This is a genomic window from Streptomyces sp. NBC_00425, assembly GCF_036030735.1.
Classification (GTDB): Bacteria; Actinomycetota; Actinomycetes; order Streptomycetales; family Streptomycetaceae; genus Streptomyces.
Map to the genome: position 1 here is coordinate 5,634,154 of NZ_CP107928.1, position 26,915 is coordinate 5,661,068.

At 71.9% G+C, this 26,915-nt stretch carries 28 protein-coding genes; 21 read left to right on the forward strand and 7 right to left on the reverse strand.

The features are described from left to right. The first annotated feature begins 49 nt into the window (after positions 1-49). The 6 genes from rsmI to OHS82_RS24490 all read left to right on the forward strand — a co-directional run bounded on the left by rsmI (position 50) and on the right by OHS82_RS24490 (position 5,990). Positions 50-922 (forward strand): 16S rRNA (cytidine(1402)-2'-O)-methyltransferase, encoded by an 873-nt coding sequence (gene rsmI, locus OHS82_RS24465; protein ID WP_057578719.1) that lies wholly within the window; start codon positions 50-52, stop codon positions 920-922. Between the two features lie 291 nt (positions 923-1,213). Beyond that, entirely contained in the window at positions 1,214-1,633 is a 420-nt protein-coding gene (locus OHS82_RS24470; RefSeq protein WP_057578717.1) for a hypothetical protein, read from the forward strand. 69 nt (positions 1,634-1,702) lie between these two features. Then, a complete protein-coding gene (locus OHS82_RS24475; RefSeq protein WP_057578715.1) occupies positions 1,703-2,623 on the forward strand; it encodes a TatD family hydrolase in 921 nt (306 codons plus the stop codon). 112 nt (positions 2,624-2,735) lie between these two features. Next, complete coding sequence (locus tag OHS82_RS24480; protein WP_057578714.1) at positions 2,736-4,139, forward strand: resuscitation-promoting factor; 1,404 nt, start codon at positions 2,736-2,738, stop codon at positions 4,137-4,139. Positions 4,140-4,218: 79 nt separating this feature from the next. Next, entirely contained in the window at positions 4,219-5,094 is an 876-nt protein-coding gene (gene rsmA / locus OHS82_RS24485) for a 16S rRNA (adenine(1518)-N(6)/adenine(1519)-N(6))-dimethyltransferase RsmA (protein WP_057578711.1), read from the forward strand. Beyond that, the gene (locus OHS82_RS24490) at positions 5,091-5,990 is read left to right on the forward strand and encodes a 4-(cytidine 5'-diphospho)-2-C-methyl-D-erythritol kinase (protein WP_328434478.1); all 900 of its coding nucleotides are present in this window, start codon (positions 5,091-5,093) and stop codon (positions 5,988-5,990) included. Before rsmA ends, OHS82_RS24490 begins: the two co-directional genes overlap by 4 nt. 63 nt (positions 5,991-6,053) lie before the next feature. On the opposite strand, the gene OHS82_RS24495 is transcribed toward OHS82_RS24490, so the two are convergent. Then, positions 6,054-6,647, reverse strand: coding sequence for a Uma2 family endonuclease (locus tag OHS82_RS24495; protein WP_057578708.1), 594 nt, complete (start codon positions 6,645-6,647; stop codon positions 6,054-6,056). A 158-nt stretch (positions 6,648-6,805) separates the two neighbouring features. Between OHS82_RS24495 and OHS82_RS24500 the strand changes: the two genes are divergently transcribed. The 8 genes from OHS82_RS24500 (at position 6,806) to OHS82_RS24535 (ending at position 15,750) form a co-directional block, all read left to right on the forward strand. Beyond that, positions 6,806-8,614: an ABC-F family ATP-binding cassette domain-containing protein gene (locus tag OHS82_RS24500; protein WP_057578707.1), complete on the forward strand. Its 1,809-nt coding sequence runs from the start codon at positions 6,806-6,808 to the stop codon at positions 8,612-8,614. 189 nt (positions 8,615-8,803) lie between these two features. Further along, on the forward strand, positions 8,804-10,594 hold the full coding sequence (locus OHS82_RS24505) for an outer membrane protein assembly factor BamB family protein (protein WP_328434479.1): 1,791 nt from the start codon (positions 8,804-8,806) through the stop codon (positions 10,592-10,594). A 124-nt stretch (positions 10,595-10,718) separates the two neighbouring features. Continuing rightward, the gene (locus OHS82_RS24510; RefSeq protein ID WP_328434480.1) at positions 10,719-12,776 is read left to right on the forward strand and encodes an outer membrane protein assembly factor BamB family protein; all 2,058 of its coding nucleotides are present in this window, start codon (positions 10,719-10,721) and stop codon (positions 12,774-12,776) included. 283 nt (positions 12,777-13,059) lie between these two features. Continuing rightward, positions 13,060-13,764, forward strand: a complete 705-nt coding sequence (locus OHS82_RS24515) for a helix-turn-helix transcriptional regulator (protein WP_328434481.1) — start codon at positions 13,060-13,062, stop codon at positions 13,762-13,764. A 5-nt stretch (positions 13,765-13,769) separates the two neighbouring features. Then, positions 13,770-14,303, forward strand: coding sequence for a hypothetical protein (locus OHS82_RS24520; protein ID WP_057578702.1), 534 nt, complete (start codon positions 13,770-13,772; stop codon positions 14,301-14,303). A gap of 13 nt (positions 14,304-14,316) precedes the next feature. Continuing rightward, on the forward strand, positions 14,317-14,547 hold the full coding sequence (locus tag OHS82_RS24525; RefSeq protein WP_242433150.1) for a hypothetical protein: 231 nt from the start codon (positions 14,317-14,319) through the stop codon (positions 14,545-14,547). A 40-nt stretch (positions 14,548-14,587) separates the two neighbouring features. Further along, a complete protein-coding gene (locus OHS82_RS24530) occupies positions 14,588-15,352 on the forward strand; it encodes a GNAT family N-acetyltransferase (RefSeq protein WP_057578698.1) in 765 nt (254 codons plus the stop codon). A 125-nt stretch (positions 15,353-15,477) separates the two neighbouring features. Next, positions 15,478-15,750, forward strand: coding sequence for a hypothetical protein (locus OHS82_RS24535; RefSeq protein ID WP_057578696.1), 273 nt, complete (start codon positions 15,478-15,480; stop codon positions 15,748-15,750). Positions 15,751-15,850: 100 nt separating this feature from the next. Here OHS82_RS24535 and OHS82_RS24540 read toward each other — a convergent pair whose 3' ends face one another. Together OHS82_RS24540 and OHS82_RS24545 are read right to left on the reverse strand one after the other, a co-directional pair. Continuing rightward, entirely contained in the window at positions 15,851-16,231 is a 381-nt protein-coding gene (locus tag OHS82_RS24540; RefSeq protein ID WP_057578694.1) for a hypothetical protein, read from the reverse strand. 34 nt (positions 16,232-16,265) lie between these two features. Beyond that, positions 16,266-17,945: a sodium:solute symporter family protein gene (locus OHS82_RS24545; protein ID WP_057578689.1), complete on the reverse strand. Its 1,680-nt coding sequence runs from the start codon at positions 17,943-17,945 to the stop codon at positions 16,266-16,268. A gap of 148 nt (positions 17,946-18,093) precedes the next feature. On the opposite strand from OHS82_RS24545, the gene galT reads away from it, so the two are divergent. From galT to galK, 3 genes are read left to right on the forward strand one after another with little or no spacing between them, the layout of a single operon-like run. After that, the gene (gene galT, locus OHS82_RS24550; protein WP_057578687.1) at positions 18,094-19,176 is read left to right on the forward strand and encodes a galactose-1-phosphate uridylyltransferase; all 1,083 of its coding nucleotides are present in this window, start codon (positions 18,094-18,096) and stop codon (positions 19,174-19,176) included. Beyond that, on the forward strand, positions 19,176-20,159 hold the full coding sequence (gene galE, locus OHS82_RS24555; RefSeq protein ID WP_057578685.1) for a UDP-glucose 4-epimerase GalE: 984 nt from the start codon (positions 19,176-19,178) through the stop codon (positions 20,157-20,159). Before galT ends, galE begins: the two co-directional genes overlap by 1 nt. After that, a complete protein-coding gene (galK, locus tag OHS82_RS24560) occupies positions 20,159-21,313 on the forward strand; it encodes a galactokinase (protein WP_328434482.1) in 1,155 nt (384 codons plus the stop codon). The genes galE and galK overlap by 1 nt, the downstream gene beginning before the upstream one ends. Positions 21,314-21,389: 76 nt before the next feature. Here the strand turns inward: galK and OHS82_RS24565 are convergent, their stop codons facing one another. Next, entirely contained in the window at positions 21,390-21,857 is a 468-nt protein-coding gene (locus OHS82_RS24565; RefSeq protein WP_079041255.1) for a GNAT family N-acetyltransferase, read from the reverse strand. 271 nt (positions 21,858-22,128) lie between these two features. On the opposite strand from OHS82_RS24565, the gene OHS82_RS24570 reads away from it, so the two are divergent. Further along, positions 22,129-22,902 carry a LuxR C-terminal-related transcriptional regulator gene (locus OHS82_RS24570; protein ID WP_057578681.1) on the forward strand — a complete coding sequence of 258 codons (774 nt, stop codon included), beginning with the start codon at positions 22,129-22,131 and terminating at the stop codon, positions 22,900-22,902. On the opposite strand, the gene OHS82_RS24575 is transcribed toward OHS82_RS24570, so the two are convergent. Further along, the gene (locus OHS82_RS24575) at positions 22,861-23,358 is read right to left on the reverse strand and encodes a MarR family winged helix-turn-helix transcriptional regulator (protein ID WP_057578678.1); all 498 of its coding nucleotides are present in this window, start codon (positions 23,356-23,358) and stop codon (positions 22,861-22,863) included. The two genes, OHS82_RS24570 and OHS82_RS24575, sit on opposite strands and share 42 nt — an antisense overlap. An 89-nt stretch (positions 23,359-23,447) precedes the next feature. On the opposite strand from OHS82_RS24575, the gene OHS82_RS24580 reads away from it, so the two are divergent. The 3 genes from OHS82_RS24580 (at position 23,448) to OHS82_RS24590 (ending at position 24,914) form a co-directional block, all read left to right on the forward strand. Beyond that, positions 23,448-24,257, forward strand: coding sequence for a trans-aconitate 2-methyltransferase (locus OHS82_RS24580; RefSeq protein WP_328434483.1), 810 nt, complete (start codon positions 23,448-23,450; stop codon positions 24,255-24,257). Beyond that, positions 24,251-24,640: a VOC family protein gene (locus OHS82_RS24585; protein ID WP_057578675.1), complete on the forward strand. Its 390-nt coding sequence runs from the start codon at positions 24,251-24,253 to the stop codon at positions 24,638-24,640. The genes OHS82_RS24580 and OHS82_RS24585 overlap by 7 nt, the downstream gene beginning before the upstream one ends. 100 nt (positions 24,641-24,740) lie before the next feature. Further along, positions 24,741-24,914 (forward strand): CsbD family protein, encoded by a 174-nt coding sequence (locus OHS82_RS24590; protein ID WP_189920762.1) that lies wholly within the window; start codon positions 24,741-24,743, stop codon positions 24,912-24,914. Positions 24,915-24,993: 79 nt separating this feature from the next. Here the strand turns inward: OHS82_RS24590 and OHS82_RS24595 are convergent, their stop codons facing one another. Together OHS82_RS24595 and OHS82_RS24600 are read right to left on the reverse strand one after the other, a co-directional pair. Next, positions 24,994-25,680, reverse strand: a complete 687-nt coding sequence (locus tag OHS82_RS24595) for a TetR/AcrR family transcriptional regulator (RefSeq protein ID WP_057578673.1) — start codon at positions 25,678-25,680, stop codon at positions 24,994-24,996. Beyond that, complete coding sequence (locus tag OHS82_RS24600) at positions 25,677-26,687, reverse strand: acyl-CoA desaturase (RefSeq protein WP_057578671.1); 1,011 nt, start codon at positions 26,685-26,687, stop codon at positions 25,677-25,679. Before OHS82_RS24600 ends, OHS82_RS24595 begins: the two co-directional genes overlap by 4 nt. Between the last annotated feature and the right edge of the window lie 228 nt (positions 26,688-26,915).

Here is a 26,915-nt window from a genome sequence, read left to right on the forward strand (position 1 = left end):
GAACACGTCTGTGTGAGTCCCGTGTCTCTCCCCCTGCGAGGATGGAAACGTGACAGCTACGCCCCGAACCGCCCCCGGAGTCCTCGTCCTCGCCGGCACGCCGATCGGCGACGTCGCGGACGCCCCGCCGCGCCTCGCCGAGGAACTGACGGTCGCCGACGTCATCGCCGCCGAGGACACCCGCCGACTGCGCCGACTGACCCAGGCCCTGGGCGTGACGCCCAAGGGGCGGGTGGTGTCCTACTTCGAGGGCAACGAGTCCGCCCGCACCCCCGAGCTGGTCGAGGAACTCGTCGGCGGCGCACGGGTGCTGCTGGTCACCGACGCCGGGATGCCCTCGGTCTCCGACCCCGGCTACCGGCTGGTCGCCGCCGCCGTGGAGAAGGACGTCCGCGTCACCGCCGTCCCCGGGCCGTCCGCGGTGCTCACCGCGCTGGCCCTGTCCGGACTGCCCGTCGACCGGTTCTGCTTCGAGGGGTTCCTGCCGCGCAAGGCGGGCGAACGGCTGTCGCGGCTGCGCGACGTCGCCGACGAGCGCCGCACGCTCGTCTACTTCGAGGCCCCCCACCGGCTCGACGACACCCTCGCCGCGATGGCCGAGGTGTTCGGCGCGGACCGGCGCGCCGCCGTCTGCCGTGAGCTGACGAAGACGTACGAAGAGGTGAAGCGCGGCCCGCTGGGCGAACTGGCGGAGTGGGCGGCCGAGGGCGTGCGGGGCGAGATCACCGTCGTCGTCACCGGCGCGCCGGAACGCGGACCCGAGGAGCTGGACGCGACGGAACTGGTGCGGCGCGTGCGGGTGCGCGAGGAGGCGGGCGAACGCCGCAAGGAGGCCATCGCGGCGGTCGCGGCGGAGGCCGGACTCCCCAAGCGCGAGGTGTTCGACGCGGTGGTGGCGGCGAAGAACTCCGGTGCGCTCTGACGGCTGTCCCGGCCGTGCTGTGACCGCTGTCCCGGCGATGCTGTGACCGCTGTCCCGGCCGTGCTGTGACGGCTGATACCGAGGTGTTGTGAAGGGGCTCACACCCCCTCTGAGCAGGGCGCATGTCGTCTGAGCGTGCGCCCCATGCGCGGGCAAAGGACCCCGGGTCCTGGGGCAAGGGACACCCAAATCGCCTTCAACAGTGCACAGGTCGAGTGCATTCGCCGTGGGGGAGGCGTCCACTGGACGACGGGACGTGAACCGTCCCACCAGCGGACCACGGGAGCGGCCATGAGTGACATCACAGGGCAGACCGGCCTCCGCGGCGGTGCGAGCGCCGTCGTCAACGAGTCGTACTCCTTCGCCTGCATGCGCTGCGGGCACGGCTGGGAACAGTCGTACGAGATCGAGCACCACACCGACGCCGACGGCCACGAGTTCGTCCTCTACGTGGCGAACGGGCGTGTCGTGCCGTCGCCGCTGAGCCGGCCGGCCTGTCAGAACTGCGACGGGCACGTCGTGCGCATCATGCGGGCGGGTCAGGTCTCCTCGGTGCTCAGCGCCGCCCGTCAGCGCAAGGCGTCCCCGGCCGGACCCGTCCAGGCGCCGGTGACGGCGGCCGAGGGGCAGCCCGAGGGGCGCCCGGCGGGACAGCCGCAGCACCACTGGCACCTGTCCGACCTGCTGCACCCCTTCCGCAAGGCGAGCTAGCCGGGAACCGGCCGGGGAGGGCGGACCCTTCCCCGGCCCTCTCCGTGGCCCTTTCCGTAGGATCGGGGCATGTCTTCGAACGCCGGCGACCGCGCCGACAAGAGTGCCGCGCCGCCGCTTCCGGCCCCCCTCGGGGTGCCGGTCGCGGACTCCCACACCCATCTCGACATGCAGTCGGGCACGGTGGCGGAGGCCCTCGCGAAAGCCGCGTCGGTCGGCGTGACCACGGTCGTCCAGGTCGGCTGCGACGTCCGGGGCTCCCGGTGGGCGGCCGAGACCGCGGCGGCGCACGACAGCGTGCACGCCGCCGTCGCCCTGCACCCCAACGAGGCGCCGCGGATCGTGCAGGGAGACTCCGGTGGCGCCTCCCAGCCCCCAGGGGCCGGGGGAGGCCGGTCTCGGCAGGAGGTGCGCCAGGCGGGCGGCATGGCGGCGCTCGACGAGGCGCTCGCCGAGATCGACCGCCTCGCCGCGCTCCCGCACGTCAAGGGCGTCGGCGAGACCGGACTCGACTTCTTCCGCACCGGCCCCGAGGGCAGGGAAGCCCAGGAGAGCTCCTTCCGCGCCCACATCGAGATGGCCAAGCGGCACGGCAAGGCCCTGGTCATCCACGACCGCGACGCGCACGCCGACGTCCTGCGCGTCCTGAAGGAGGAGGGCGCCCCCGAGCGGACCGTCTTCCACTGCTACTCCGGCGACGCCGAGATGGCCGAGATCTGCGCCCGCGCCGGCTACTTCATGTCCTTCGCCGGCAACGTCACCTTCAAGAACGCCCAGAACCTCAGGGACGCCGTCGCCGCGGCCCCCGCGGAACTGCTCCTGGTGGAGACCGACGCCCCGTTCCTCACCCCTGCGCCCTACCGCGGACGCCCGAACGCCCCCTACCTCATCCCCGTCACCGTGCGTGCCATGGCCGCCGTGCGAGGCGTCGGCGAGGACGTCCTGGCCGCCGCTCTCGCCGCCAACACGGCACGTGCGTTCGGGTACTGACCCGCACACACGCGTCGAACACCACGCTCGGTAGCCGCGCCACTTTGGAGAGTGACCGTCGCTCCGCTAGGTTCTGGGGGCCCGATCCGGACCCCACCCCTGGAGTGTCGGCGTGAGCAACTCGCAGTACCTCGAGTACGGGCCGTACGGCGGCGGGACGCAGGTCGACCTGCACAACGCCGAGACGGTCGCGTACGGCGTGTACGCGGCGCCCGGGACGTACGACGACACGTACCGCCCCTCGTACGAGGAGTACGCGGCGGACGAGGCGTACGACGCGCAGCCCGCCCCGGCCGAGCCCCCACGGACGCTGCAGCTGACCGAGCCGGTTCTCCCGCTCGCGGTACCGGCGCTGCCGGCTCAGGCGCCGGGCACGGGTCGGCGGGCCGACCGCCGACGCCGCGCCCGTGACGCCGAGCGTCCGGAGTCCGCGATGCGACGGCTGCTCCCGCAGGCCCTCGTCGTCGCGTTCCTGGCCGGCGGCACCACCGCGTTCGTCGCCGACGACAAGGCGGTGGAGCTGACCGTCGACGGCAAGCCGCGCACCCTGCACACCTTCGCCGACGACGTGGGCGAACTCCTCGCGGACGAGGGCGTGCGGGTGGGCGAGCACGACGTGGTCGCACCCGCCGCGGGCACGGACCTCGCCAGCGGCGACGAGATCACCGTGCACTACGGGCGGCCCGTCCGGCTCACCCTGGACGGGCAGCGGCACGAGTGGTGGACGACCGCGCACACCGTCGAGGAGGCGCTCAGGCAGCTCGGGGTGCGGGCGGAGGGCGCGTACATGTCCGTCTCGCGCTCCCAGCGCATCGGACGCGCGGGGCTGGCGCTGGACGTGCGCACCGAGCGTTCCGTCACGGTCATGGCCGACGGCCGGGCCCGCACCATCCGCACCAACGCGGCGACCGTGCGCGAGGCGGTCGCGGCCGCCGGGATCACCCTGCGCGGCGAGGACACCACCTCCGTCGAGCCCGGCAGCTTCCCGCGCGACGGCCAGACGGTCACCGTGCTGCGGATCACCGGCTCCCAGGAGGTCCGCGAGGAGCAGATCCCGTTCGAGGTGCGCCGCACCGAGGACCCCTCGCTGTTCAAGGGCACGGAAGTGGTGGAACGGGCCGGACAGCCGGGACTGCGGCGCATCACCTACGCCCTGCGGTCCGTGAACGGCGTGCGGCAGAAGCCCCGGCGGATCAGCGACGAGATCGTGCGCGAGCCGCGCGAGCAACGCGTGAGGGTCGGCACGAAGCCGCTGCCGTCGTCGGTGCAGGGAGCCGACGGCCTGGACTGGCGCGCACTCGCGGCCTGTGAGTCGGGCGGCCGGCCCGGCGCCGTCGACCCCTCGGGCACCTACGGCGGGCTCTACCAGTTCGACACCCGCACCTGGCAGAGCCTCGGCGGCAGCGGACGGCCCCAGGACGCCCCGGCGGCGGAGCAGACGCTCCGCGCGAAGAAGCTGTACGTGCGACGCGGCGCGAGCCCCTGGCCCCACTGCGGACGGCGACTGCACGGCTGACCCCACCGCACAGGCCCACCCCGGCACGGGGGACGGCGGGGGTGCGGGGGCGTCCTTGCAGCCCCGTACCCTTGTCCCCGTGAGCAGCAGCCCCCCTTCCGACGCCCTTCTGGGCCCCGCCGACATCCGTGAGCTGGCGGCCGTCCTCGGCGTGCGGCCCACCAAGCAGCGCGGCCAGAACTTCGTGATCGACGCGAACACCGTCCGCCGGATCGTCCGCACCGCGGGGGTCCGGCCCGACGACGTGGTCGTCGAGGTCGGCCCCGGACTCGGCTCCCTCACCCTCGCCCTGCTGGAGGCCGCCGACCGGGTCACGGCCGTCGAGATCGACGACGTCCTGGCCGGCGCGCTGCCCGCGACGATCACCGCCCGCATGCCGCAGCGCGCGGAGCGGTTCGCGCTGGTGCACTCCGACGCGATGCACGTGACCGGGCTGCCGGGCCCCGCCCCCACCGCGCTCGTCGCGAACCTGCCGTACAACGTGGCCGTGCCCGTGCTGCTGCACATGCTGGAGACGTTCCCGACCATCGAACGCACCCTGGTCATGGTCCAGTCGGAGGTCGCCGACCGGCTCGCCGCGGGCCCCGGCTCGAAGGTGTACGGCGTGCCGTCCGTGAAGGCGAACTGGTACGCCGACGTCAAGCGGGCCGGAGCCATCGGCCGCAACGTCTTCTGGCCGGCGCCGAACGTGGACAGCGGGCTGGTCTCGCTGGTGCGGCGGTCCGAGCCGGTCGTGACCACGGCGTCCCGGCGCGAGGTCTTCGCCGTCGTCGACGCGGCCTTCGCCCAGCGCCGCAAGACCCTGCGGGCCGCGCTCGCCGGGTGGGCGGGGTCGGCGGCCGCCGCCGAGACGGCCCTGGTCGCCGCCGGGGTGTCCCCGCAGGCGCGCGGCGAGGCCCTCACCGTCGAGGAGTTCGCCCGGATCGCCGAGCACCGACAGAAGGACTCCGTGTGAGCGCCGGCGTCACCGTACGGGTGCCCGCCAAGGTCAACGTGCAGCTCGCGGTGGGCGCGGCCCGCCCGGACGGCTTCCACGACCTGGCCAACGTGTTCCTGGCGGTCGGCCTGTACGACGAGGTCACGGTGACCCCGGCCGACGGGCTCCGCGTCACCTGCGAGGGCCCGGACGCGGCCCAGGTGCCCCTGGACCGCACGAACCTGGCGGCGCGGGCCGCGATCGCCCTCGCCGAGCGGTACGGCCGTACTCCCGACGTGCATCTGCACATCGCCAAGGACATCCCGGTCGCCGGGGGCATGGCGGGCGGCAGCGCGGACGGCGCGGGCGCGCTGCTGGCCTGCGACGCGCTGTGGGACACCGGCGCCACCCGGGACGAACTGCTCGACATCTGCGCCGAGTTGGGCAGCGATGTGCCGTTCAGCCTGGTCGGCGGGGCGGCTCTCGGCATCGGGCGCGGCGAGAAGCTGACGGTCCTGGAGACCGGCGGAGCCTTCCACTGGGTGTTCGCGATGGCCGGACGGGGGCTGTCGACGCCGGCGGTGTTCCGCGAGTTCGACCGGCTCACCCGGGGAACGGACGTCCCCGAACCGGTCGCCTCCGGCGCGCTCCTCGACGCCCTCGCCACGGGCGACCCCGACGCCCTCGCGGCCACCGTCTCCAACGACCTCCAGCCCGCCGCGCTCTCGCTCTTCCCGGAACTCGCCGAGACCCTGGACGCGGGGCGAGGGGCGGGAGCGCTGGCCGCACTGGTCTCGGGCTCGGGGCCGACGACGGCCTTCCTCGTGCGGGACGCGGAGGCGGGGGAGAAGACGGCACGGGCGCTGCGGGCGTCGGGCACGTGCCGTGCGGTGCGGACTGCGTCCGGGCCGGTCCCCGGGGCGACGGTCCTCTGAGGCCGCCGCCCGGGGGTCTCAGCGGGGTCTCGCCGGGGGCGTCACGGGGATGTCACCAGGGGTTCAGAGCGCGTCGATGGAGGTCAGGTCGATGTCGATGTCGAACGGCACGCTGACCTTGACGTGGTCGTGGTAGATGCCGGTCAGCGCGTAGGTGCCGGTGGCCTCGCCGCGTTCGTAGACCTGGACGACCGGGTGGTCGTTCTGGCCCGCCATGTCGACGAGCCAGAAGTGCGGGATACCGGCCGCCGCGTACTTGTGCGGTTTGGTGTCGCGGTCGCGCGCCTCGGAATCCGGTGACACCACCTCGACGGCGAGCAGCACGTCGGACGCCTTGAAGTGGGTCTGGCGTCGGTCGGTGACGGCTTCCGCGCGCACCACGGAGATGTCCGGCTCAGGCCCGTTGCGGCTGTCGATCACGACAGTCATCTCACGCTTGATCTTCAGCTCGGGCGGTGCCGTGCGCCTAAGACCACTGATCAGCATGTCGATGGCATCAGCGTGGAAGATGCGCTGGGCACTCACGAAAACCAGGCTCCCGTCGATCAGCTCGGTGTGCGGCGGGAGATCAGGCAGGGTGAACAGGTCGTCCACGGTGTAGCCGTCCTGCGGCGGCACCGGCCACTGAACGCGGCGCTTGACGGACTCGGCGGTCATGGTTCCTCCCATGGACGGGATCCTGCTGCCCGACCTCCACGGTAGCGGCCCGGTCCCGAACGATGTCATCACAAAGAGTGACCAACCCCTCGCGCCCGGTGCCTCACCCGTCAGGCCGTAGGCTTAAAGGCTGTCCGACCCCGATGCGCAGGAGTGAAATGGCCGTCAATCTGGTCAATGTCGAGAACGTCAGCAAGGTGTACGGGACCCGTGCGCTGCTCGACGGCATCTCGCTCGGCGTGTCCGAAGGGGACCGGATCGGTGTCGTCGGCCGCAACGGCGACGGGAAGACCACGCTGATCCGCATGCTCGCCAAGCTGGAGGAGGCGGACTCCGGCCGGGTCACGCACTCCGGCGGGGTGCGCCTCGGCGTGCTCACCCAGCACGACTCGCTCGACTCGGCCGCGACCGTGCGTCACGAGGTCATCCGGGACATGGCCGACCACGAGTGGGCCGGCAACGCGAAGGTCCGGGACGTGCTCACCGGGCTCTTCGGCGGACTCGACCTGCCCGGCTTCCCGCAGGGCCTGGACACCGTCATCGGCCCGCTCTCCGGTGGTGAGCGCCGCCGGATCGCGCTCGCCAAGCTGCTGATCGAGGAGCAGGACCTCATCGTCCTGGACGAGCCGACCAACCACCTCGACGTCGAGGGCATCTCGTGGCTCGCCCGGCATCTGCGCGAGCGCCGTTCCGCGCTCGTCTGCGTCACCCACGACCGCTGGTTCCTCGACCAGGTCTGCACCCGCATGTGGGACGTGCAGCGCGGCGCCGTCCACGAGTACGAGGGCGGGTACTCCGACTACGTCTTCGCGCGCGCGGAGCGTGAGCGGATCGCCGCGACGGAGGAGACCAAGCGGCAGAACCTGGTCCGCAAGGAGCTGGCCTGGCTGCGGCGCGGAGCGCCCGCGCGCACGTCCAAGCCGCGCTTCCGCGTCGAGGCCGCCAACGAGCTCATCGCGGACGTGCCGCCGCCGCGCGACAGCAGCGAGCTGATGAAGTTCGCCTCCTCGCGGCTCGGCCGGACGGTCTTCGACCTCGAGGACGTCACCGTGCAGGCCGGCCCCAAGGTGCTGCTGAAGCACATCACCTGGCACCTCGGCCCCGGTGACCGCATCGGTCTGGTCGGCGTCAACGGCGCCGGCAAGACCTCCCTGCTGAGGGCCCTGGCCGAGGCCGCGCGCACCGAGGGCGAGACCCAGCCGGTGGGCGGCCGGATCGTCGTCGGCAGGACGGTGAAGCTCGCCTACCTGTCCCAGGAGGTCGCCGAACTCGACCCGAACCTGCGGGTGCTGGAAGCCGTGCAGCAGGTGCGCGAACGCGTCGACCTCGGCAAGGGCCGGGAGATGACCGCCGGGCAGCTCTGCGAGACGTTCGGCTTCAACAAGGACAAGCAGTGGACGCCGGTCGGCGACCTGTCCGGCGGCGAGCGCCGCCGACTGCAGATCCTGCGGCTGCTGATGGACGAGCCCAACGTCCTCTTCCTCGACGAGCCCACCAACGACCTGGACATCGAGACCCTCACCCAGCTCGAGGACCTGCTCGACGGCTGGCCCGGCTCGATGATCGTCATCTCTCACGACCGTTTCTTCGTCGAGCGCACGACGGACCGCGTCTTCGCCCTCCTCGGCGACGCCGCGCTGCGGATGCTCCCGCGCGGCATCGACGAGTACATCGAGCGCCGGCAGCGCATGGAGGAGGCCGCGGCCGCCTCCGCCGCCCCGGCGGTGGCGCAGAAGGCCGCGCCCGAGAAGAGCGCCGCCGACCAGCGCGCCGCCAAGAAGGAACTGCAGAAGATCGAGCGGCAGTTGGACAAGGTCTCCGAGAAGGAGACCAAGCTGCACGACCGGATCGCCGCCCACGCCACCGACTTCGCGAAGGTGGCCGAACTCGACGCCGAACTGCGCGCGTTGGCCGGTGAGCGGGAGGAACTGGAGCTGCGGTGGCTGGATCTCGCCGAGGACGCGTGAAGGGTGCGTGAAGACGCATAACGACGGCATCACGGGGCGGTCCTCCCTTGGGAACAGGGGTGGAGCGGCCCCGGGGGCCGTCGGCGCCGGGTGATAGAAAGAGCCGTCCGAGAACCTTCTGAGGACGGCTCCGGGTGGTCACTGGCCCGGAGGCGTGGCTAAAAATCAGTGACCAGGGGGAACACGCCGATGGCCCAGCCGCCCAGTCAGCCGCCGCAGCCCGGCGGTTTCGGAGCACCGCAGGATCAGCCGCACCAGCAGCCGGGGCCGCCGCAGCAGCAGCCGCCGCAAGGCGGCTTCGGTGCTCCGCAGATACCGCCGCAGCCGCCCCAGGGGCCGCCCGCCCAGCCGCCGCAGCCCGGCTACGGCTACCCGCAGCAGCCCGGCCCCTACGGGCAACAGCCCCAGCAGCCCGGCCCCTACGGACAGCCCGGCCCCTACGGGCAGCAGGGGCCGTACGGTCAGGCCGCCGGCCCCTACGCCCCGCAGCCCGGCTACGGCTACCCGCAGCAGCCCCAGTTCCCCGGCGCGCCCGGCGTCCCGGCGGGCGGACGCAACCCGTTCAAGGGGCGGCCCGCACTGGTCGTCGGGGCCGCGGTCGTGGCGCTGCTGGTCATCGGCGGCGCGGTGTTCGCGGTCACGAACGGCGGCGACAAGGACCCGAAGAAGCCCGTCGCCGGCCCGAGCGGCGACGACAAGGGCACGAGCGCGGCCCCGGTCAACCCCGGTGACGGCGGCGGCGACGGCGAAGAGGACGACCAGGACTTCAACGCCGGCCGCAAGTCCGGCGAGGCGAAGGTGCTCTGGTACAAGGAGGCGCCCGACGCGCCCGCCTCCGGCGCCGACGCCCCCGGCATGTGGATCACCCCGAAGGCAGCCGTGAAGGCCGCCTACAAGCAGGTCGTCGCGTACAACGTGGCGGACGGCAGGCCGACCTGGCCCGCCCTCACGTTCCCGCAGAAGATCTGCGCGGTCACCCCGCAGAAGACGGCCGACGACAAGGTCGTCGTCGCCTACATGAGCGGCACCAGCGACCGCGCCAAGTGCAACCAGCTCCAGCAGGTCGACCTCGGCACCGGCGCCAAGGGCTGGACGGGCGTGGTCGCGGACGGCGCGCTGTTCGACAGCGCCATCAGCGTCGAACTGTCGCTGGCCGGCAACACGCTGATGGTGGGCCGCTCGCAGTCCGGCACGGCGTACGACGTCCGCACGGGCAAGAAGCTGTACGACAAGCAGAAGTACGGCGACGCGTGCTTCCCGACGGCGTTCGCGGGCGGAACCCGGCTCATCTCGGTGGCGTCCTGCGACGCGACCAAGACCACCGAGCACGACGAGATCCAGGAGCTGGACCCGGCCACCGGCAAGGTCAAGTGGACCCAGAAGTTCGACAAGGGGTGGAGCGTCGGCAAGACGTACTCCGTCGACCCGCTGGTCGTCTACAGCACCAACAAGGACAAGAACTCCTGGAACATCTCGACGTTCAAGGCGAACGGCTCCTACCGCTCGCAGGTCGGCTTCGACGAGGACTTCGCGCCCGACTGCGACTCCAGCTTCCTGCAGCGCAATCTGACCGGCTGCCAGGGCACGGCGTCCGACGCCGACACGCTCTACCTGCCGACCGACGCGAAGAGCGGTCCGGGCGAGATCGTGGCGATCGACCTGTCCACCGGCAAGGAGAAGTGGCGGGTGAAGTCCCCGGCCGACGAGGCCATGCAGCCGGTGCGGGTCGACGGCGGGAACCTCGTGGCGTACGTCCAGCCGTCGTACGACGCACCCGGTCAGGTGGTGGCGATCCCCACGGCGGGCTCCGCGCACACGCCCACGAAGCTGCTCCAGCTGCCCGAGAGCACGGTCAAGATCGAGAACGGCTTCTACTCGCGTGCCGTCGACTGGGTCGGCGGGCGCTTCTACATCTCCACCACCCGGCTGACGGGCAACGACGACACGAAGGAGAAGCTGATGCTCGCCTACGGCAAGTGAGGCGAGCCGCCGCCCTCCCGGCTTCCGCCGTCGTCCGTCCGGGGCCGCCTTGCGTGTTTCCCCGCCTTCTCCGCTTCCTCCGCCTTTCCGGGCTCCCCGAGTTTTCCCCTGAGGTACCCACACCATGACGCAGCCGCCGCCCCCGCCGCCGAACCAGCCCCCGAACCAGCCCCCGCAGCAGGGCGGCTTCGGCCCGCCGCAGCCACCGCAGGACGCGACGCCCCAGGACTCCGTACCGCAGGACTCCGTACCGCAGAACGCCGCGCCGCAGCCGCCCGCGCCGAACCTGTCGAAGGCCCCGGAGCCGCAGTCCCCGCCCCAACCCCCGGCCCCGGGGCAGGGGGCTGGGGCCTCGCCGTCGACGCCTCCGCCGCCGGCCCCGTCCGGGCCGCCGCAGCCCGAGCCGGGCTACGGCTACCCGCAGGCCCCCGGCGGACCGGGCGGGCCCGCCGCGCCCCCGGCCGGCCCCGGTTACGGCTATCCGGCCCAGCCGGGCGCTCCCGCTCCGGGCCCGTCCGCGTACGGCCACCCGCAGCCGAGTCCGTACGGCCAGCCGCAGCCCAACCCCTACGGCCAGCCCCAGACGAACCCCTACGGCCAGCCGCCGGGCTACGGCTATCCGGGTCAGCCCGGACAGCCGGGTCAGCCCGGTTACGGCTACCCGGGGCAGCCGACCGTGCCCATGCAGCCGCAGGTCGTCGGGAGCGGCGGCCCCGCGGGTCCCGGCCGGAAGATCAACGCACAGGTGGCGATCATCGTCGCGGCGGTCGTCGCGATCGCGCTGATCGTCGGCGGCGGCGTCTGGTACGCGAACTCCGGCGGCGGCAAGAAGGAGGAGGCGGCGAGCTCCGGCGGCGCGAACGGCGGCGGGGGCGACAAGGGGGACACGGGAGGAGGCACCGGCGGCACGACCTCGGGCGGCAGCGAGAAGGCGCCGGCCGACCCGTCCTCCGACGTGCTCTTCAAGCTTGCGATGCCGGTGGTCAAGAAGGACGACAACGTCGGCGTCCGGGGTTCCTGGCTCACCGACAAGGCGTACGTGAAGACGGGCGTCAACGGGATCACCGGCTACGACCCGGCGAAGGGCACCAAGCTCTGGTCGATCGCGCTGCCGGGCCCGGTGTGCGAGGCCAGCAGGTTCGCCACCGACGACCACCGCACGGCGGTCGTCTTCCAGTCGAGCACCGCCAAGACGGCCCGCTGCGACCAGATCGCGGCGATCGACCTCGCCGCCGGCAAGCAGCTGTGGAAGAAGACCGTCACCTCCGGGGACTACGCGATCGACTTCGACAACGTCACGGTCAGCGCGAACACGGTCGCCGTGGGCAGCACGGAGGGCGGCGCCGCCTTCGACGTCGACTCCGGCAAGGTGCTCTGGTCGCCGAAGCCGGCCGACACCTGCTACGACGCCGGCTACGGCGGCGGCCCCAAGCTGGTGGCCGTGCGCAAGTGCGGCGCGTACGACAACCCCGAGCTGCACATCCAGACCATCGACCCCGTCTCCGGGAAGGTGCTCTCCGAGTACAAGCTGGCCACGGGCATCGACTACGCGTCCGTGGTCTCCACCGAGCCCCTGGTGGTGGCCGCCGACGTCGGCGACAGCGCCGGGGACGGCAGCGGCATCTCGGACTTCTTCTCCATCGACAACAAGACCGGCAAGCTGCGCACCCGCATCTCGGTGCCGGGGGCCGAGTACGCGGCCGACTGCGAGGGCATCACCAGGATCGAGGCCTGCACGGGCCTGGCCGTCGGCAACGACCGCATCTACGTGCCCACCGAGGAGCACGACGGCAGCGGCAGCCACGGCCGGACGAACGAGGTCGTCGCCTTCGACCTGGCCACCGGCAAACAGACCGGTCAGCGCGCGGACGCCGGCGACGGCTACACGATCTACCCGCTGCGCATGGACGGCAGCAACCTGATCGCGTACAAGAGGCCGCCGTACGACAAGGGCGGACAGGTCGTCAGCGTCGACGGCGGCTCCTTCAAGGAGACCGTGCTGCTGGAGAACGCGGCCACGGACGCGGTGCACGACCTGGAGACCGGCCTGTCCCCCGAGTACTCCGAGGTCCTCTTCGCACAGGGACGCCTGTACATGTCGGAGGTGTACGTCGACGACGACGCCTCCTCGGGCGGCGACCCCGAGTACCTCGCGGTCGGATTCGGCACCGCGGGCAGCTGATCGTACGGATCGCCGTGACGGCCCCGCCCCCGAGCAGATGCGAGCTCGGGGGCGGGGCCCGCTCATTTATCGCCAACGTCGCCCTCGTGAGAGGAATTTCGGCGATCCGGGCAGTTCTCGCCGGTAGGGGGAGCGCAACGTCGAACAAGCGTGTAGCTTCCGGGGGCATGAAGACAGGGGTGCCGGGGGGCGCCCTTTGTTCGTCCGCGTGGGTCCGCGTGGGTGCGTGTGGGTCCGCGTGGATCCGTGTGGGCATCCATGGGGGGACTGGGGGGGTTGCTCGATGGGAGTGCGGCTGATGGTGGTCGACGACCACCGCCTGCTCGCCGAGGCGCTGGCCTCGGCGCTCAAACTGCGGGGGCACCGGGTGCTCGCCGCGGCGGCGCCGACCGCTGGGGCGGCGGAGCTGGTGATCACCCGCGCGCCCGAGGTGTGTCTGCTGGGCACGGCGGCGCCGGCCGAACCGGGCGTCTTCGATCCCGTGGTCCGCATCAAGCGGGAGCGCCCGCAGGTGGCGGTCCTGGTCCTCGGACCGGTGCCGAGCCCGCGCGGCATCGCCGCGGCCTTCGCGGCGGGCGCCTCCGGCTACGTACGCCATGACGAGCGCATAGAGGGCGTGGAGCGGGCCATCATGAAGGCGCGGGCGGGCGAGGCGGCGGTGGCGCCGCAGCTGCTGCAGGGCGCGTTCGGCGAACTGCTGAACCCGGTGGCCCAGCCGGACGACGAGGGCCAGCGGCTGCTGCAGATGCTCACCCCGCGGGAGGTGGAGGTCCTGGTCCGCGTAGCCGACGGCGAGGACACCCGGCTGATCGCCGCCGGCATGGGCATCGCCCCGTCCACGGCCCGCACCCACGTGCAGCGGGTCCTGATGAAGCTCGGCGTGGGTTCCCGCCTGGAGGCGGCGGCGCTCGCGGCGCGCACGGGTCTGCTGGACCGCGCGGGGCCGTTGCCGCACACCTCCCGCGACCGTGCGACGGAAGCGGAGTAGGGCCGGTGCGAGCACGTACGGTCGTCGGGCGGGGCGCACGCCTCGGCGTCCTCATCGGGGCGTGGCCCGCGGGGACGCTCGGCCTGCTGTGCCTGGTCGCTGCCTTCGTCTTCCTGACCGGCGGCCTGTACGGAACCGCGTGGGCGCTGACGACCGCGGGCGGGTACGCGGCGCTGGGCAGCATGGCGGTGGGCGTCGCCCTGGGCACGGCCACCGGTCTCGCCCTGGCGATCGCCCCGCGCCGCCTGCTGGCGCGGGCCCCGCTGCGCGGCCTGCTGGCGGCACTCACCGCGGGGCTGCCGGTCGCGGCGCTGTACGTCGCCTTCCTGACCGGAGACGGTTACACCCTGGCGAGTTACCCGCTGTCGTCGCACTTCGTCGGCTGGGCGGTCATCCTGACGATCGCCCTGGTGGCGGCGGCACGAAGCGGTGAGATCGCCGGGTGCGGCACCGATGCGACGACGAACGGGGCGAGCCGCGATGCCGGGTCAGCGGAAGCGGAAACGGCAGCGGAGCCCGGCGCCGGCACAGCGCACTGACGGCCGCTGGGACGTGCTGCTCGAGACGCGGGACCGGTCCGAGCTGCGCGCGGCGCTGCTGCGCGTGCGTGCGGCGCAGCCGCGGATCGACGCGGCGGCGGTGCGTATCGACACGCTGTGCGGCCGCTCGGACCGTCCCACCACGTACCGGCTGTGCCTGTTCGTGCCGACGCCAGGGTCCCCGACGCCCGGGTCCCCGTCGCCGGTGTCCCCCTCGCCCGGGCGGGGCCCGGGCGAGGGGTAATTCGGGGCGGGCCGGGTCCGGGGCTGTCTAGGCTCTCTCCATGCCCACCCCGGAACTGCAGCGGATCCACGCCTTTGTGTCGGCCTTCGCCCGCCGTCAGGCCGCGCGCGTCGTCGACCTGCCGGGCGGGTTCGCCGTGCACAACGACTCCTTCGCGCATTCCCACGCGGACAACCAGGTCGTCGTCGACGCGGCCGTGGACCCCGAGGCGCTGCCCGCCCTCGCGGAGCGGGCGCTGGGGCATCTGCCGTTCCGCATGATCTCCGTCCTCGACGACGACGTCGCCGGCGCGTGCGCGCAGCCGCTCATCCGGGCCGGGTACACCCACTCCGTCCTGCTGGTCATGCTGCACACGGGCCCGGTGCCGGCAGGCGGCGGAGCGGCCCGGGAAGTGGGCCTCGACGCGCTGCGGGTCCCCCTGGCCCGGCGCTGGCGGGGCTTCCTCCCGGACGTCGACGACGAGGTCGTCCGCCACCTCGTCGACCGGCGCGAGGCGCGTCGCCGCGGGGCCGACGTCGTCCGGTTCCTCGGCGCCCGCACGGAGGAGGGCGAGGTCGCCGCCTGGGCGGACCTCTATATGGACCCGGCGTCCGGCACGGCGCAGATCGAGGACCTGGTCACCTCGGAGGCACACCTCAGGCGCGGCCACGGCGACGCCGTCCTCGGCACCGCCCTGCGCATGGCCGCCGACCAGGGCTGCGGGACCCGGTTCCTGACCGCGGACGCGGCGGACTGGCCACGCCACTGGTACGAGCGTCGCGGATTCCGTGTCGTCGGCCGCTCGCACTGCTTCGAACGGAGCTGATCCGCGGTGGCTGAGGTGCGAATCGGACAATCGGCATATACGGTGTGTAACCGTACCGTTTCGTTCAGTGACGGATCGCGTCACTCGGTGACGAAACACGCCACTCAGCCGAAAAGGGAATGTAAATGCGCAAGCTTCACCAGACCGCTCTCGTGGCTGCCATGATCGCCAGCCTCGGCATGGCCGGGGCCGGGATCGCCTCCGCCGGCGTCGCCGGCTCCGACGGCGACTCCCGGCAGTGCGCCAACCACGTGGAGAACATCTCGTTCGGTCTCATCAACATCCCGAACCTGAACCTCCCCCTCCTCGGCTCCTCGTCGAACCAGACGGCGACCCAGCAGATCTGCAACAACGGCGACGACGCCGTCAACGTGAACGTCGCCGACCGGGACGACTAGGACCGAGGACCGGTCCGGTCGGTCACGGCCATGACGTGGGGCGGCTCCGGGTTCCGTGCACGCGGATCCCGCAGCCGCCCCGCTGCCGTCCGCCCCGCTGCTATCCGCCCTGAGGCGGTTCCCCCTCCATCGCCTCGGGCGGGAGCTTCGGGGTGACCGGCGCCGCCGGCCGCAGCTTCAGCCAGGCCAGGAAGAAGAGGCCGAGGGCCAGCATCCCGAGGCCCGTCCACAGGTTGATGTTGATTCCCTGGGCCTTGTCGATCTCCGCGTCGCCGTCCGTGAGGCCGGCGATCGTGACGATCACGCCGTAGACGACGAACAGACCGCCGATGATGCGGCGCAGGTCGAAGATCCGGGCCGCGGTCGCGGACTTCTCCTCGAGTTCCGTGACCTCGCGCTGGACGTCGGCCTCGGACCAGCCCGCCCGCCGCAGCCGCTCGGCGGCCTCGTCGCGCTCGGACGGTTCGAAGTGCTCGGACATGGTGTCTCCATCCTCCCGCAGGTGTCGCGAGGGCTCAGAACGAGAACGGGATGTAGCAGAGGGCGGCCAGGATCACCGCGCTCCAGCCCAGCAGCGCGGGCCGGCGGTACCAGGCGTCGTCGCCCGGCGCGGGCGGCTCGGCCATCCCGGGGGAGACGGTGCCGTAGACCAGGCCCTGCAGCTCCTCGTCCGTCTTGGGGGCCGTGAACAGCGACACCGCCGCCATCACGACCGCGCCCGCCACGAAGCCGGCGATCGCGGAGACGAAGTTGGCGCCCTGGTCGGTGGGGATGCCGATGACGTCCTGCTTGTAGAGGACGAAGTAGTTGACCATCGCCGCCGTGGTGCCCGCGAGCAGACCCCAGAAGCCCGACTTCTTCGACGCCCGCTTCCAGAACATGCCGACGACGAAGACCACGAACATCGGCACGTTGAAGAAGCTGAACAGCGTCTGCAGGTAGCTCATGATGTTCGAGAAGGACGACGCCAGGAACGCCGTGCCCACCGAGGCCGCCACGCCGATCGCCGTGATCAGCCGGCCGAAGCGCACGTAGTACGCGTCCTCCCGTCCCCGCACCACGTACTTCGCCCAGATGTCGGTGGTGAACACCGTGTTGAAGGACGACACGTTCGCGGCCATGCCGGCCATGAACGCCGCCAGCAGGCCCGTCACCGCGATGCCCAGCACGCCGTTCGGCAGCAGCCGCTCCATCAGGTACGGGATGGCGTCGTTGTACTGGAGGTCGGAGTCGGCGGTGCCGATCTTCGGCACCAGCACCGCCGCCACCAGGCCCGGGATCATCACCAGGAAGACCATGAAGATCTTCGGGAAGGCCGCGATGAGCGGGGTGCGCTGGGCCGCCGAGAGGTTCTTCGCCGACAGGGCCCGCTGCACCTCGGCGAAGTTCGTCGTCCAGTAGCCGAAGGACAGCACGAAGCCGAGGCCCAGCACGATCGTCAGCCAGTTCGCGCCGAGCGGGTTGGCGCTGCCGATGCCCGTGCCGCCCCACGCGGTCACGAAGTCGTCCCCGTGGGTCGCGGTCAGCTTGTCGGTCAGGCCGTCCCAGCCGCCCACCTTCTTCAGGCCCAGCACCGACAGCGGGATCAGCGCCGCCAGGATCACGAAGAACTGCAGGACCTCGTTGTAGATCGCCGAGGACAGGCCGCCGAGCGTGATGTACGCCAGCACGAAGAAGCCCGCGACCACGATCGCCACCCACTGCGGCCAGCCCAGCAGCGCCTCGACGACGATGGCCAGCGCGTACAGGTTCACCCCGGCGATCAGGATCGCGGCGAACGCGAACAGGATCGAGCTCAGCAGGTGGGCCGCCCTGTCGAAGCGCAGCAGCAGCATCTCCGGCACCGAGCGGACCTTGCTGCCGTAGTAGAACGGCATCATCACCAGGCCGAGGAACACCATGGCCGGGATGGCGCCGATCCAGTACCAGTGGACGGTGTACGCGCCGTACTGGGCGCTGTTGGCGGCCATGCCCAGGATCTCGGTGGCGGCCAGGTTCGCCGAGATGAACGCGAGACCGGTGATCCAGGCGGGCAGCGAGCGGCCCGAGAGGAAGAAGTCGAGGGTGGTCTTCACCGAGCGCCGGGCGGCGAAGCCGATACCGAGGACCACGACGAAGTAGATGCCGAGGATCGTGTAGTCGAGCCAGTTCGTGGGGAGCCGTAGCTCTGCCGCCAGAGAGGTGGGGGTTCGCATGTACCGCTCGCTTCGCTTGGTGTTCTTTGTTTGGTTGTGACGGTGACTCGCGTGGGGGTTTATGGTTTTATGTGTTCGGTTCTGTTTGAAGCTTCGCTAGGTGTACTGATCCGGGTCCGCGGGCCCGGGGTACGGATGGAGAGTCGCGGTGAAGAAGACCTCGACCCGGCTGGCCGACGGTCGTGAGCTGATCTACTACGACCGGCGCGACGACGTGGTGCGCGACGCGGTGGACAGGCGTCCGCTCGAGCGCACGGTCACCACTTCGGAGGTACGGCGAGACCCGCTGCTCGGGGATTCCGTCGCCATCGCCTCGCACCGGCAGGGGCGCACGTACCACCCCCCGGCCGACGAGTGCCCGCTCTGCCCCTCCGAGGGCGACCGGCTGAGCGAGATCCCCGACTCGTCGTACGACGCCGTCGTCTTCGAGAACCGGTTCCCCTCCCTCGCCGGCGACTCCGGGCGCTGCGAGGTGGTCTGCTTCACCTCGGACCACAACGCGTCCTTCGCCGACCTCACCGAGGAGCAGGCGGCCCTGGTCCTCGAGGCGTGGACGGACCGGACGTCCGAGCTGTCGCATCTGCCTGCCGTGGAACAGGTGTTCTGCTTCGAGAACCGCGGCGCCGAGATCGGTGTGACGCTGGGTCACCCGCACGGGCAGATCTACGCCTACCCGTTCACCACTCCGCGCACCGCGCTGATGCTGCGCTCGGTCGCCGCGCACAAGGAGGCGACCGGCGGCGAGAACCTCTTCGACGCCGTCCTCGAGCGTGAACTCGCCGGCACGCGGGTCGTCCTGGAGGGTGAACACTGGGTCGCGTTCGTGCCGTACGCCGCCCACTGGCCGTACGAGGTGCACCTCTACCCCAGACGCCGGGTCCCGGACCTGCTGGCCCTCGACGAGGACGCGCGCACAGAGTTCCCCCAGGTGTATCTGGAACTCTTGAGGCGCTTCGACCGGATCTTCGACGAGGGGGACGGGGGGAAGGGCGGCGACGGTGAGTCCCAGACGCCGTACATCTCCGCCTGGCACCAGGCGCCGTTCGGCGCGCTGGAGGAGTTCGAGGGCGTCAACCGCGAGGACTTCGCGCTGCACCTCGAGCTTTTCACCATCCGCCGCACGTCCGGCAAGCTGAAGTTCCTCGCGGGCTCCGAGTCCGGCATGAACGTCTTCATCAACGACGTGCCGCCGGAGCGCGCGGCCGAGCGACTGCGAGAGGTAGCGAGTTGATGAGCAGCGGCAAGTATCTGGTCACGGGCGGCGCGGGATACGTCGGCAGCGTGGTCGCCCAGCACCTGCTGGAGGCGGGGCACGAGGTCGTCGTCCTGGACAACCTCTCCACCGGTTTCCGCGAGGGCGTCCCCGCCGGCGCCGCGTTCGTCGAGGGCGACATCCGCGACGCCGCCAAGCACCTCGACGCCTCCTTCGACGCCGTGCTGCACTTCGCCGCGTTCTCGCAGGTCGGCGAGTCCGTCGCGAAGCCCGAGAAGTACTGGGACAACAACGTCGGCGGCACCATGGCGCTGCTCGGCGCGATGCGCGAGGCCGGCGTGCGCAAGCTGGTCTTCTCCTCCACGGCGGCCACCTACGGCGAGCCGGAACAGGTTCCGATCGTCGAGTCCGCGCCCACGAGGCCGACCAACCCCTACGGCGCCTCCAAGCTCGCCGTCGACCACATGATCAGCGGCGAGGCCGCCGCCCACGGGCTCGGCGCCGTCTCGCTGCGGTACTTCAACGTGGCGGGCGCGTACGGCGCGCAGGGCGAGCGCCACGACCCGGAGTCGCACCTCATCCCGCTCGTCCTCCAGGTCGCGCAGGGCCGCCGCGAGGCCATCTCCGTCTACGGCGACGACTACCCGACCCCCGACGGCACCTGCATCCGCGACTACATCCACGTCGCCGACCTCGCCGAGGCGCACCTCCTCGCCGTCGCCGCCGCCGAGCCCGGCGAGCACCTCATCTGCAACCTCGGCAACGGCAACGGCTTCTCCGTCCGTGAGGTCGTCGAGACGGTCCGCAAGGTCACCGGCCACCCGATCCCCGAGGTCGTGGCCCCGCGCCGCGGCGGCGACCCGGCCGTCCTGGTCGCCTCGGCGGCCACCGCCCGCGAACAGCTGGGCTGGAACCCGTCCCGCGCGGACCTCGCGGGCATCGTCGCGGACGCCTGGGCGTTCGCCCAGCAGATCGCCGACAGCACGACGAGGGAGCGGTAATGGGGGCACAGCAGGTACGGGACGGCTTCGTCGAGCTGTACGGCGCGGAGCCCGAGGGCGTCTGGGCGGCGCCCGGCCGCGTCAACCTCATCGGCGAGCACACCGACTACAACGACGGCTTCGTGATGCCCTTCGCGCTGCCGCACACCGCGGTCGCCGCGGTCTCCCGGCGCGCGGACGGCCGGCTGCGCCTGCACTCGTCCGACATCGAGGGCGGCGTCGTCGACCTGGAGCTGGACTCCCTGACGCCCGGATCGGACGCCGGCTGGGCCTCCTACCCCGCAGGCGTCGTCTGGGCGCTGCGCGAGGCCGGCCACCCCGTCACCGGCGCGGACGTCCATCTCGCCTCGACGGTGCCGACCGGCGCCGGCCTGTCCTCGTCGGCGGCCCTGGAGGTCGTGGTCGCGCTCGCGCTCAACGACCTGTACGAACTGGGCCTGCCGGGCTGGAAGCTGGCCCGGCTGTGCCAGCGCGCGGAGAACGTCTACGTCGGCGCGCCCACCGGCATCATGGACCAGACGGCCTCCGCCTGCTGCGAGGGCGGCCACGCGCTGTTCCTCGACACCCGCGACCTCTCCCAGAAGCAGATCCCCCTCGACCTCGCGGCCGAGGGCATGCGCCTGCTGGTCGTGGACACCCAGGTCACGCACGCGCACAGCGGCGGCGAGTACGGCAAGCGGCGGGCCGGCTGCGAGAAGGGCGCGGCCCTGCTCGGCGTCGACGCGCTGCGCGACGTCCCGTTCGACGGACTCGACGCGGCACTGGCCCGCCTCGGCGACGAGGAGGAGGTCCGCCGGCTGGTCCGGCACGTGGTCACCGAGGACGAGCGCGTCGAACGCGTGGTGCGGCTGCTGGAGTCGGGCGACACCCGCGCCGTCGGCCCGGTCCTCACCGAGGGCCACGCCTCCCTCAGGGACGACTTCCGGGTCTCCTGCCCCGAACTGGACCTGGTCGTCGAGACCGCCGTCGCGGCCGGCGCCCTCGGCGCGCGGATGACCGGCGGCGGCTTCGGCGGCTCGGCGATCGTCCTCGCGGACGCCGCCGACGTCGACACCCTGACCAAGGCCGTCGAGGAGGCCTTCGCGGCCGCCGGGTACAAGGCCCCGCGCGTGTTCGAGGCGGTGCCGTCGGCGGGCGCCCGCCGGCTGAGCTGAGCCGTTCGGCGTCACGTCACCGGGGTGCGGCGGTCTCCCGCCGCACCCCGGTTGCCGTCCCTTCCCGGTTGCCGGATCACCCCGGTTCCGGCGTCAGCCGCTTCGTCAGCGTGAACTCCGTGACGCCCGGCGGGTAGTCCTCGATGACGCACACCACCTCGTAGCCCCGCTCCCGGTAGAAGTCCGGCGCCTGGAAGTCCCAGGTCTCCAGGCGTACGCGGGTGCAGCCCCGTTCGTCGCGGGCGACGCGCTCGGCCTCGGCCAGGAGCCGGGAGCCCAGCCCCGCGCCGCGGTGCCGGGCGTCGACCCACAGGTGCGCGACGTGCAGCCACGTCGTCCAGGTGTGGCCCACCAGCCCGCCGGCCAGCCCGCCTTCGCGGTCCGAGACCCACACGTGCAGCGGGACCTCGCGTCCGGCCGGCGTGCCGCGCAGCGCGCGCAGGACCGGGGACCTCTCCGTGTTCGCGTCCAGCAGCCGCGAACGGAGAAGATCGCGCCGGGTCCTGTCGACTTCTGTCTCAAGACGAAACATGCGGCACACCATAAACGCGCTGGCCAACCAGTTCTGCCATTTGCCTTCCGCTCCACGCCCACAGCCCTACCCTGTGAACAGCACCGGTGGGGGCCGGTGTCGATCAGGGGACGAGACAGTCGGGTACGACGCCCGTGGTGGGGGTAGCAGTCTCTGCACGGCGGCGGCCGGGCGGTCCTGGACTCCCCGTCGGGGCGTCGTACCCGCAGTGGTCGTCCGTTTCCCGTCTCCGGACCTTTGGGGTATCCCCTGCTCCGCCAAGGAGCTCGGGGAAGGGGGTTTCGTGGTTCGCATCCGTGTACTGGTCGTCGACGACCACCGTATCTTCGCCGAGTCGCTCGCCGCGGCGCTGGCGGCCGAGCCCGACGTCGACGTGTCCGCGGCCGGCAGCGGCCCGGCGGCGCTGCGCAGCCTGGAGCGCGCGGTCGCCGAGGGACGCCGGTACGACGTGCTGCTCGTCGACGCCGACCTCGGCGGCGGGCTGCCGGGCATACGGCCCGCGGTGCCCGTGCAGGAGGTGGGGGAGGACGGCCCGGTCGACGGGATCTCCCTGGTCGCGGGCGTCCGGGGCGCACAGCCCCACATCCGCATCGTCGTCCTCGCCGAGAAGGACGACCCGCGTCGCGCGGCCCTCGCCCTGCAGGCCGGCGCGTCGGGCTGGGTGGCGAAGGACTGCTCGCTGTCGCGCCTGCTGACGGTGATCCGCGGCGTGCTGCGCGACGAGACGCATCTGCCCGCGGCCCTGCTCACCGGCGTCCTGCGGGAGCTGACGGCCGCCCGCAAGCACCGCACCGAGAGCGAGCGGCTGGTGGAGTCCCTCACGCCGAGGGAACGGGAGGTGCTGCGCTGCATGGTGGCGGGCCTGGGCCGCAAGGCGGTCGCCGAACGTCTGTTCCTCTCCCCGCACACGGTCCGCACCCATATGCAGAACGTGCTCGGCAAGCTGGGCGTGCACTCCACACTCGCCGCGGTCGCCCTGGCGCGCCGGGCGGGGGTCGGGCCGGTGGACCTGGCCTCAGCCGGGGATGTTGTCGAACGGGGCGGTCAGCTGGCGTAGCAGGCTCGCCAGGTCGCCGCGCTGGGACGAGGAGAGTTCGGCCAGGATCGCCCGTTCCTGGTCGAGCAGCCCGGCGAGCGCCTGGTCGGCGCGGTCCTTGCCGTCGTCCGTGAGGCGGACCAGCACCCCGCGCCGGTCGCTGGGGTCCGGCAACCGCTCCACCAGACCCTTCTTCGCGAGCCGGTCGATGCGGTTGGTCATCGTGCCCGAGGTGACCAGCGTCTGCGTCAGCAGCTGTCCCGGCGAGAGCTGGTAGGGCGCCCCCGCGCGCCGGAGCGCCGTCAGGACGTCGAACTCCCAGGGCTCGAGCTGGTGCTCGGAGAACGCCAGCCGGCGTGCCCGGTCCAGGTGTCGGGCCAGTCTGCTCACCCGGCTCAGTACCTCGAGCGGCTCCACGTCGAGGTCCGGGCGCTCCCGGCGCCATGCTGCGACCAGCCGATCGACCTCGTCCTCCATGACGATCAGTGTAGTGGTTCTGTCGACATGAAGTCTCTTGATGTAGAGCATCTTGACATCAAGATAAAGTGCGGGGGACAGTGACGAGCATGACGGCCAACCCCACCTGGGACCCCGCCCAGTACCTGCGTCACGCCGGCCACCGCGCCCGCCCCTTCGCCGACCTCCTCGCCCGCGTCCCCGACCTGCCCGGCGACCCGCCCCGCATCGCCGACCTCGGCTGCGGCCCCGGCAACGTCACCGCCCTCCTCGCCGACCGCTGGCCCACCGCCCACGTCATCGGCTACGACAACTCCCCGCAGATGCTCGCCGACGCCGCCGCCCACGCCGGCCCGCGCCTCGCCTTCGCCCACGCCGACCTCGCCGACTGGACGCCCCCCGAGGCCTACGGCCTGCTCGTGTCGAACGCGGCCCTCCAGTGGGTGCCGGGCCACCTCGAGGCCCTCCCCGCCTGGCTGGACGGCCTCGCCCCCGGCGGCACCCTCGCCTTCCAGGTCCCGCACAACACCGACGCGCCCCTGCACACCCTCATGCGCGGCCTCGCCGACAGCCCCCGCTGGAAGAGCCGCCTCGGCCACGTCCTGCGCCGCGAGGACTCCGTCCACGACCCCGGCGTCTACCTCGACCGGCTGGCCCGCGCCGGCTGCACCGCCGACGTCTGGACCACCACCTACCTGCACGTCCTCCAGGGCGAGGACCCGGTCCTCGACTGGGTCAGCGGCACCGGGCTGCGCCCCGTCCTCGACGCCCTCGCCGACGACCCCGAGGCCCGCGACGCCTTCACCGCCGCCTACCGCGACCTGCTCCGCGAGGCCTACCCGAGCACGCCCTACGGCACCGTCCTGCCGTTCCGCCGTCTGTTCGCCGTAGCCACGAAGGAAGGCGGGCCGGCATGCTGACCGCCGTCGACCACGTCCAGCTCGCCGCCCCGCCCGGCTCCGAAGACCTCCTGCGCAGCTTCTACACCGCCGCACTCGGCATGACCGAGATCCCCAAGCCGCCGGCGCTCGCCGCACGCGGAGGATGCTGGTTCCAGGCCGGCGCGGTCCAGCTCCACCTGGGCGTCGAGCCCGGCTTCCGGCCCTCCCGCAAGGCACACCCCGGGCTGCGGGTCACCGGCATCGAGGCGTACGCGGCCCGGCTGGCACGGCACGGAGTCCGGATCGAGTGGGACGACGCGCTGCCCGGACACCGCCGCTTCCACGCCCTGGACCCCGTCGGCAACCGGCTGGAGTTCCTGGAACCCGACCGCCGCGGGGCGGGGGCGGCCGCGGAGCCGTGAGAGCGGCACGGGGTGCGAGAAGCCGGCGTGTTTGAGGGGCGCCAGGCGGGTCACTCGCAGTGGAGAGACCACACGCAGACCTGACTGGGAGTGATGGACAGTGGCAGGCGAGCAGAAGTCCAAGGCGAAGATGGAACAGGCCAAGGGCAAGGCGAAGGAAACGGTCGGGCGTGCCGTGGGCAACGAGAGGCTCGAGGCCGAAGGCCGCGCCGAGCAGGCCAAGGGCGACGCCCGGCAGGCCAAGGAGAAGACGAAGGACGTCTTCAAGCACTGAGCCCGTACCGGCATGCGGCAGGCCCCCCGTCCTGTGGGAAGGGGGGCCTGCCGCATGCCGGTACGGGCCGCTCGCCTGCTCAGCTCTTGCGGTGCCCGATCAGCCGCGGCTTGGCCTCCATGCCGTCCAGGCCGTGCCAGGACAGGTTCACCAGGTGGGCCGCCACCTCCGCCTTCTTCGGACGGCGCACGTCCAGCCACCACTGACCGGTCAGCGCCACCATCCCGACCAGGGCCTGCGCGTAGAGAGGCGCCAGTTTCGGGTCGAACCCGCGGTTCTTGAACTCGCGGCCCAGGATGTCCTCCACCTGCGTCGCGATGTCCGAGATCAGCGACGCGAAGGACCCCGTCGACTGGGGGATGGGCGAGTCGCGCACCAGAATGCGGAAACCGTCCGTGTACTCCTCGATGTAGTCCAGCAGCGCGAACGCCGCCTGCTCGAGGAGCTCCCGCGGATGGCCCGCCGTCAACGACGACGTGACCATGTCCAGCAGACGGCGCATCTCCCGGTCCACGACGACCGCGTACAGGCCCTCCTTGCCGCCGAAGTGCTCGTACACCACCGGCTTGGACACCCCGGCCTTGGCCGCGATCTCCTCCACCGACGTGCCCTCGAAGCCCTTCGCGGCGAACAGGGTGCGACCGATCTCCAGCAACTGCTGCCGGCGCTCGGCCCCCGTCATGCGGGTGCGTCGTGCGCGCCGCGGCTTCACATCACTGCTGGGACTGGAGTTACTGCTGGGATCGGTCGCCACGCCGTCAATCATGCAGCCTCGGCGGCCGCCTTCCCCTGCTGGGAGCCGTCCCCGTCCGTGATACGGCGTGAATCGATACGCGAGCGTGACGGCCAGCGCACGTCGTACGCCCAGCCGAGCATCTCGAACCACCGGATGAACCGGGCCGAGGAGTCCACCTGGCCCCGCATCACCCCGTGCCGCGCCGACGTCGGATCGGCGTGGTGCAGGTTGTGCCAGGACTCGCCACAGGACAGGACCGCCAGCCACCACACGTTGCCGGAGCGGTCCCGGGACTTGAACGGGCGCCTGCCCACCGCGTGACAGATCGAGTTGATGGACCACGTCACGTGGTGCAGCAGGGCCACCCGCACCAGGGAGCCCCAGAAGAACGCCGTGAACGCGCCCCACCAGGACATCGTCACCAGACCGCCCACCAGTGGCGGGATCGCCAGCGACACCAACGTGAAGAGGATGAACTGGCGCGAGATCGCACGGATCGCCGGGTCCTTGATCAGGTCCGGCGCGTACTTCTCCTGCGAGGTCTGCTCCTCGTCGAACATCCAGGCGATATGAGCCCACCACAGGCCCTTCACCAGCGCAGGGACCGTCTCGCCGAACCGCCACGGCGAATGCGGGTCGCCCTCCGCGTCGGAGAACTTGTGGTGCTTGCGGTGGTCCGCCACCCAGCGCACCAGCGGGCCCTCCACGGCCATCGAACCCATGACCGCCAACGCGATCCGCAGCGGCCGCTTCGCCTTGAACGAACCGTGCGTGAAGTAGCGGTGGAAGCCGATCGTGATGCCATGGCAGCCGAGGAAGTACATGAAGACCATCAGCCCGAGGTCCAGCCAGCTCACCCCCCATCCCCAGGCCAGCGGGAACGCCGCCAGCACTGCCAGGAACGGGACGACGATGAAGAGCAGCAGGGTGATCTGCTCGATGGAACGCTTCTGCTCACCACCGAGCGTGGCGAGCGGCGCGGTGCTGTCGTCGGGTGCCTTGGAAGGGTCTTCGATCACGTTGGAGCCTGTGGTCATGCGCGTCCCCTGGGGGGTATGGGAATGGGGGAGAAGCCGTACCGCCGGAACCGCACGGTATTTCCTACGGTCCCGTAACCTACGGCATCGTAAGTATGGCAGTGCACCGCCTCGCGGCAAGAGCCCGCCGACCTGCGCGTCCCCGTAGACACCTATCCTTGGAATCGGTCGGACAGCGCGGTCCGCTTAGTTTTCTTCCCGGATGTCCGACCCCGTATGCGACGCCTG

What these genes read in the sequence shown, in the direction of transcription:
- OHS82_RS24535 (WP_057578696.1), top strand. Translation starts at nt 15,478, where the DNA reads ATGCGCAAGCTTCACCAGACCGCTCTCGTGGCTGCCATGATCGCCAGC.
- OHS82_RS24540 (WP_057578694.1), bottom strand. Translation starts at nt 16,231, where the DNA reads ATGTCCGAGCACTTCGAACCGTCCGAGCGCGACGAGGCCGCCGAGCGG.
- OHS82_RS24545 (WP_057578689.1), bottom strand. Translation starts at nt 17,945, where the DNA reads ATGCGAACCCCCACCTCTCTGGCGGCAGAGCTACGGCTCCCCACGAAC.
- OHS82_RS24585 (WP_057578675.1), top strand. Translation starts at nt 24,251, where the DNA reads ATGCTGACCGCCGTCGACCACGTCCAGCTCGCCGCCCCGCCCGGCTCC.
- galE (WP_057578685.1), top strand. Translation starts at nt 19,176, where the DNA reads ATGAGCAGCGGCAAGTATCTGGTCACGGGCGGCGCGGGATACGTCGGC.
- OHS82_RS24530 (WP_057578698.1), top strand. Translation starts at nt 14,588, where the DNA reads ATGCCCACCCCGGAACTGCAGCGGATCCACGCCTTTGTGTCGGCCTTC.
- OHS82_RS24575 (WP_057578678.1), bottom strand. Translation starts at nt 23,358, where the DNA reads ATGGAGGACGAGGTCGATCGGCTGGTCGCAGCATGGCGCCGGGAGCGC.
- OHS82_RS24600 (WP_057578671.1), bottom strand. Translation starts at nt 26,687, where the DNA reads ATGACCACAGGCTCCAACGTGATCGAAGACCCTTCCAAGGCACCCGAC.
- OHS82_RS24505 (WP_328434479.1), top strand. Translation starts at nt 8,804, where the DNA reads ATGGCCCAGCCGCCCAGTCAGCCGCCGCAGCCCGGCGGTTTCGGAGCA.
- OHS82_RS24565 (WP_079041255.1), bottom strand. Translation starts at nt 21,857, where the DNA reads ATGGTGTGCCGCATGTTTCGTCTTGAGACAGAAGTCGACAGGACCCGG.
- OHS82_RS24500 (WP_057578707.1), top strand. Translation starts at nt 6,806, where the DNA reads ATGGCCGTCAATCTGGTCAATGTCGAGAACGTCAGCAAGGTGTACGGG.
- OHS82_RS24475 (WP_057578715.1), top strand. Translation starts at nt 1,703, where the DNA reads ATGTCTTCGAACGCCGGCGACCGCGCCGACAAGAGTGCCGCGCCGCCG.
- galK (WP_328434482.1), top strand. Translation starts at nt 20,159, where the DNA reads ATGGGGGCACAGCAGGTACGGGACGGCTTCGTCGAGCTGTACGGCGCG.
- OHS82_RS24495 (WP_057578708.1), bottom strand. Translation starts at nt 6,647, where the DNA reads ATGACCGCCGAGTCCGTCAAGCGCCGCGTTCAGTGGCCGGTGCCGCCG.
- OHS82_RS24470 (WP_057578717.1), top strand. Translation starts at nt 1,214, where the DNA reads ATGAGTGACATCACAGGGCAGACCGGCCTCCGCGGCGGTGCGAGCGCC.
- OHS82_RS24595 (WP_057578673.1), bottom strand. Translation starts at nt 25,680, where the DNA reads ATGATTGACGGCGTGGCGACCGATCCCAGCAGTAACTCCAGTCCCAGC.
- OHS82_RS24510 (WP_328434480.1), top strand. Translation starts at nt 10,719, where the DNA reads ATGACGCAGCCGCCGCCCCCGCCGCCGAACCAGCCCCCGAACCAGCCC.
- OHS82_RS24580 (WP_328434483.1), top strand. Translation starts at nt 23,448, where the DNA reads ATGACGGCCAACCCCACCTGGGACCCCGCCCAGTACCTGCGTCACGCC.
- OHS82_RS24515 (WP_328434481.1), top strand. Translation starts at nt 13,060, where the DNA reads ATGGGAGTGCGGCTGATGGTGGTCGACGACCACCGCCTGCTCGCCGAG.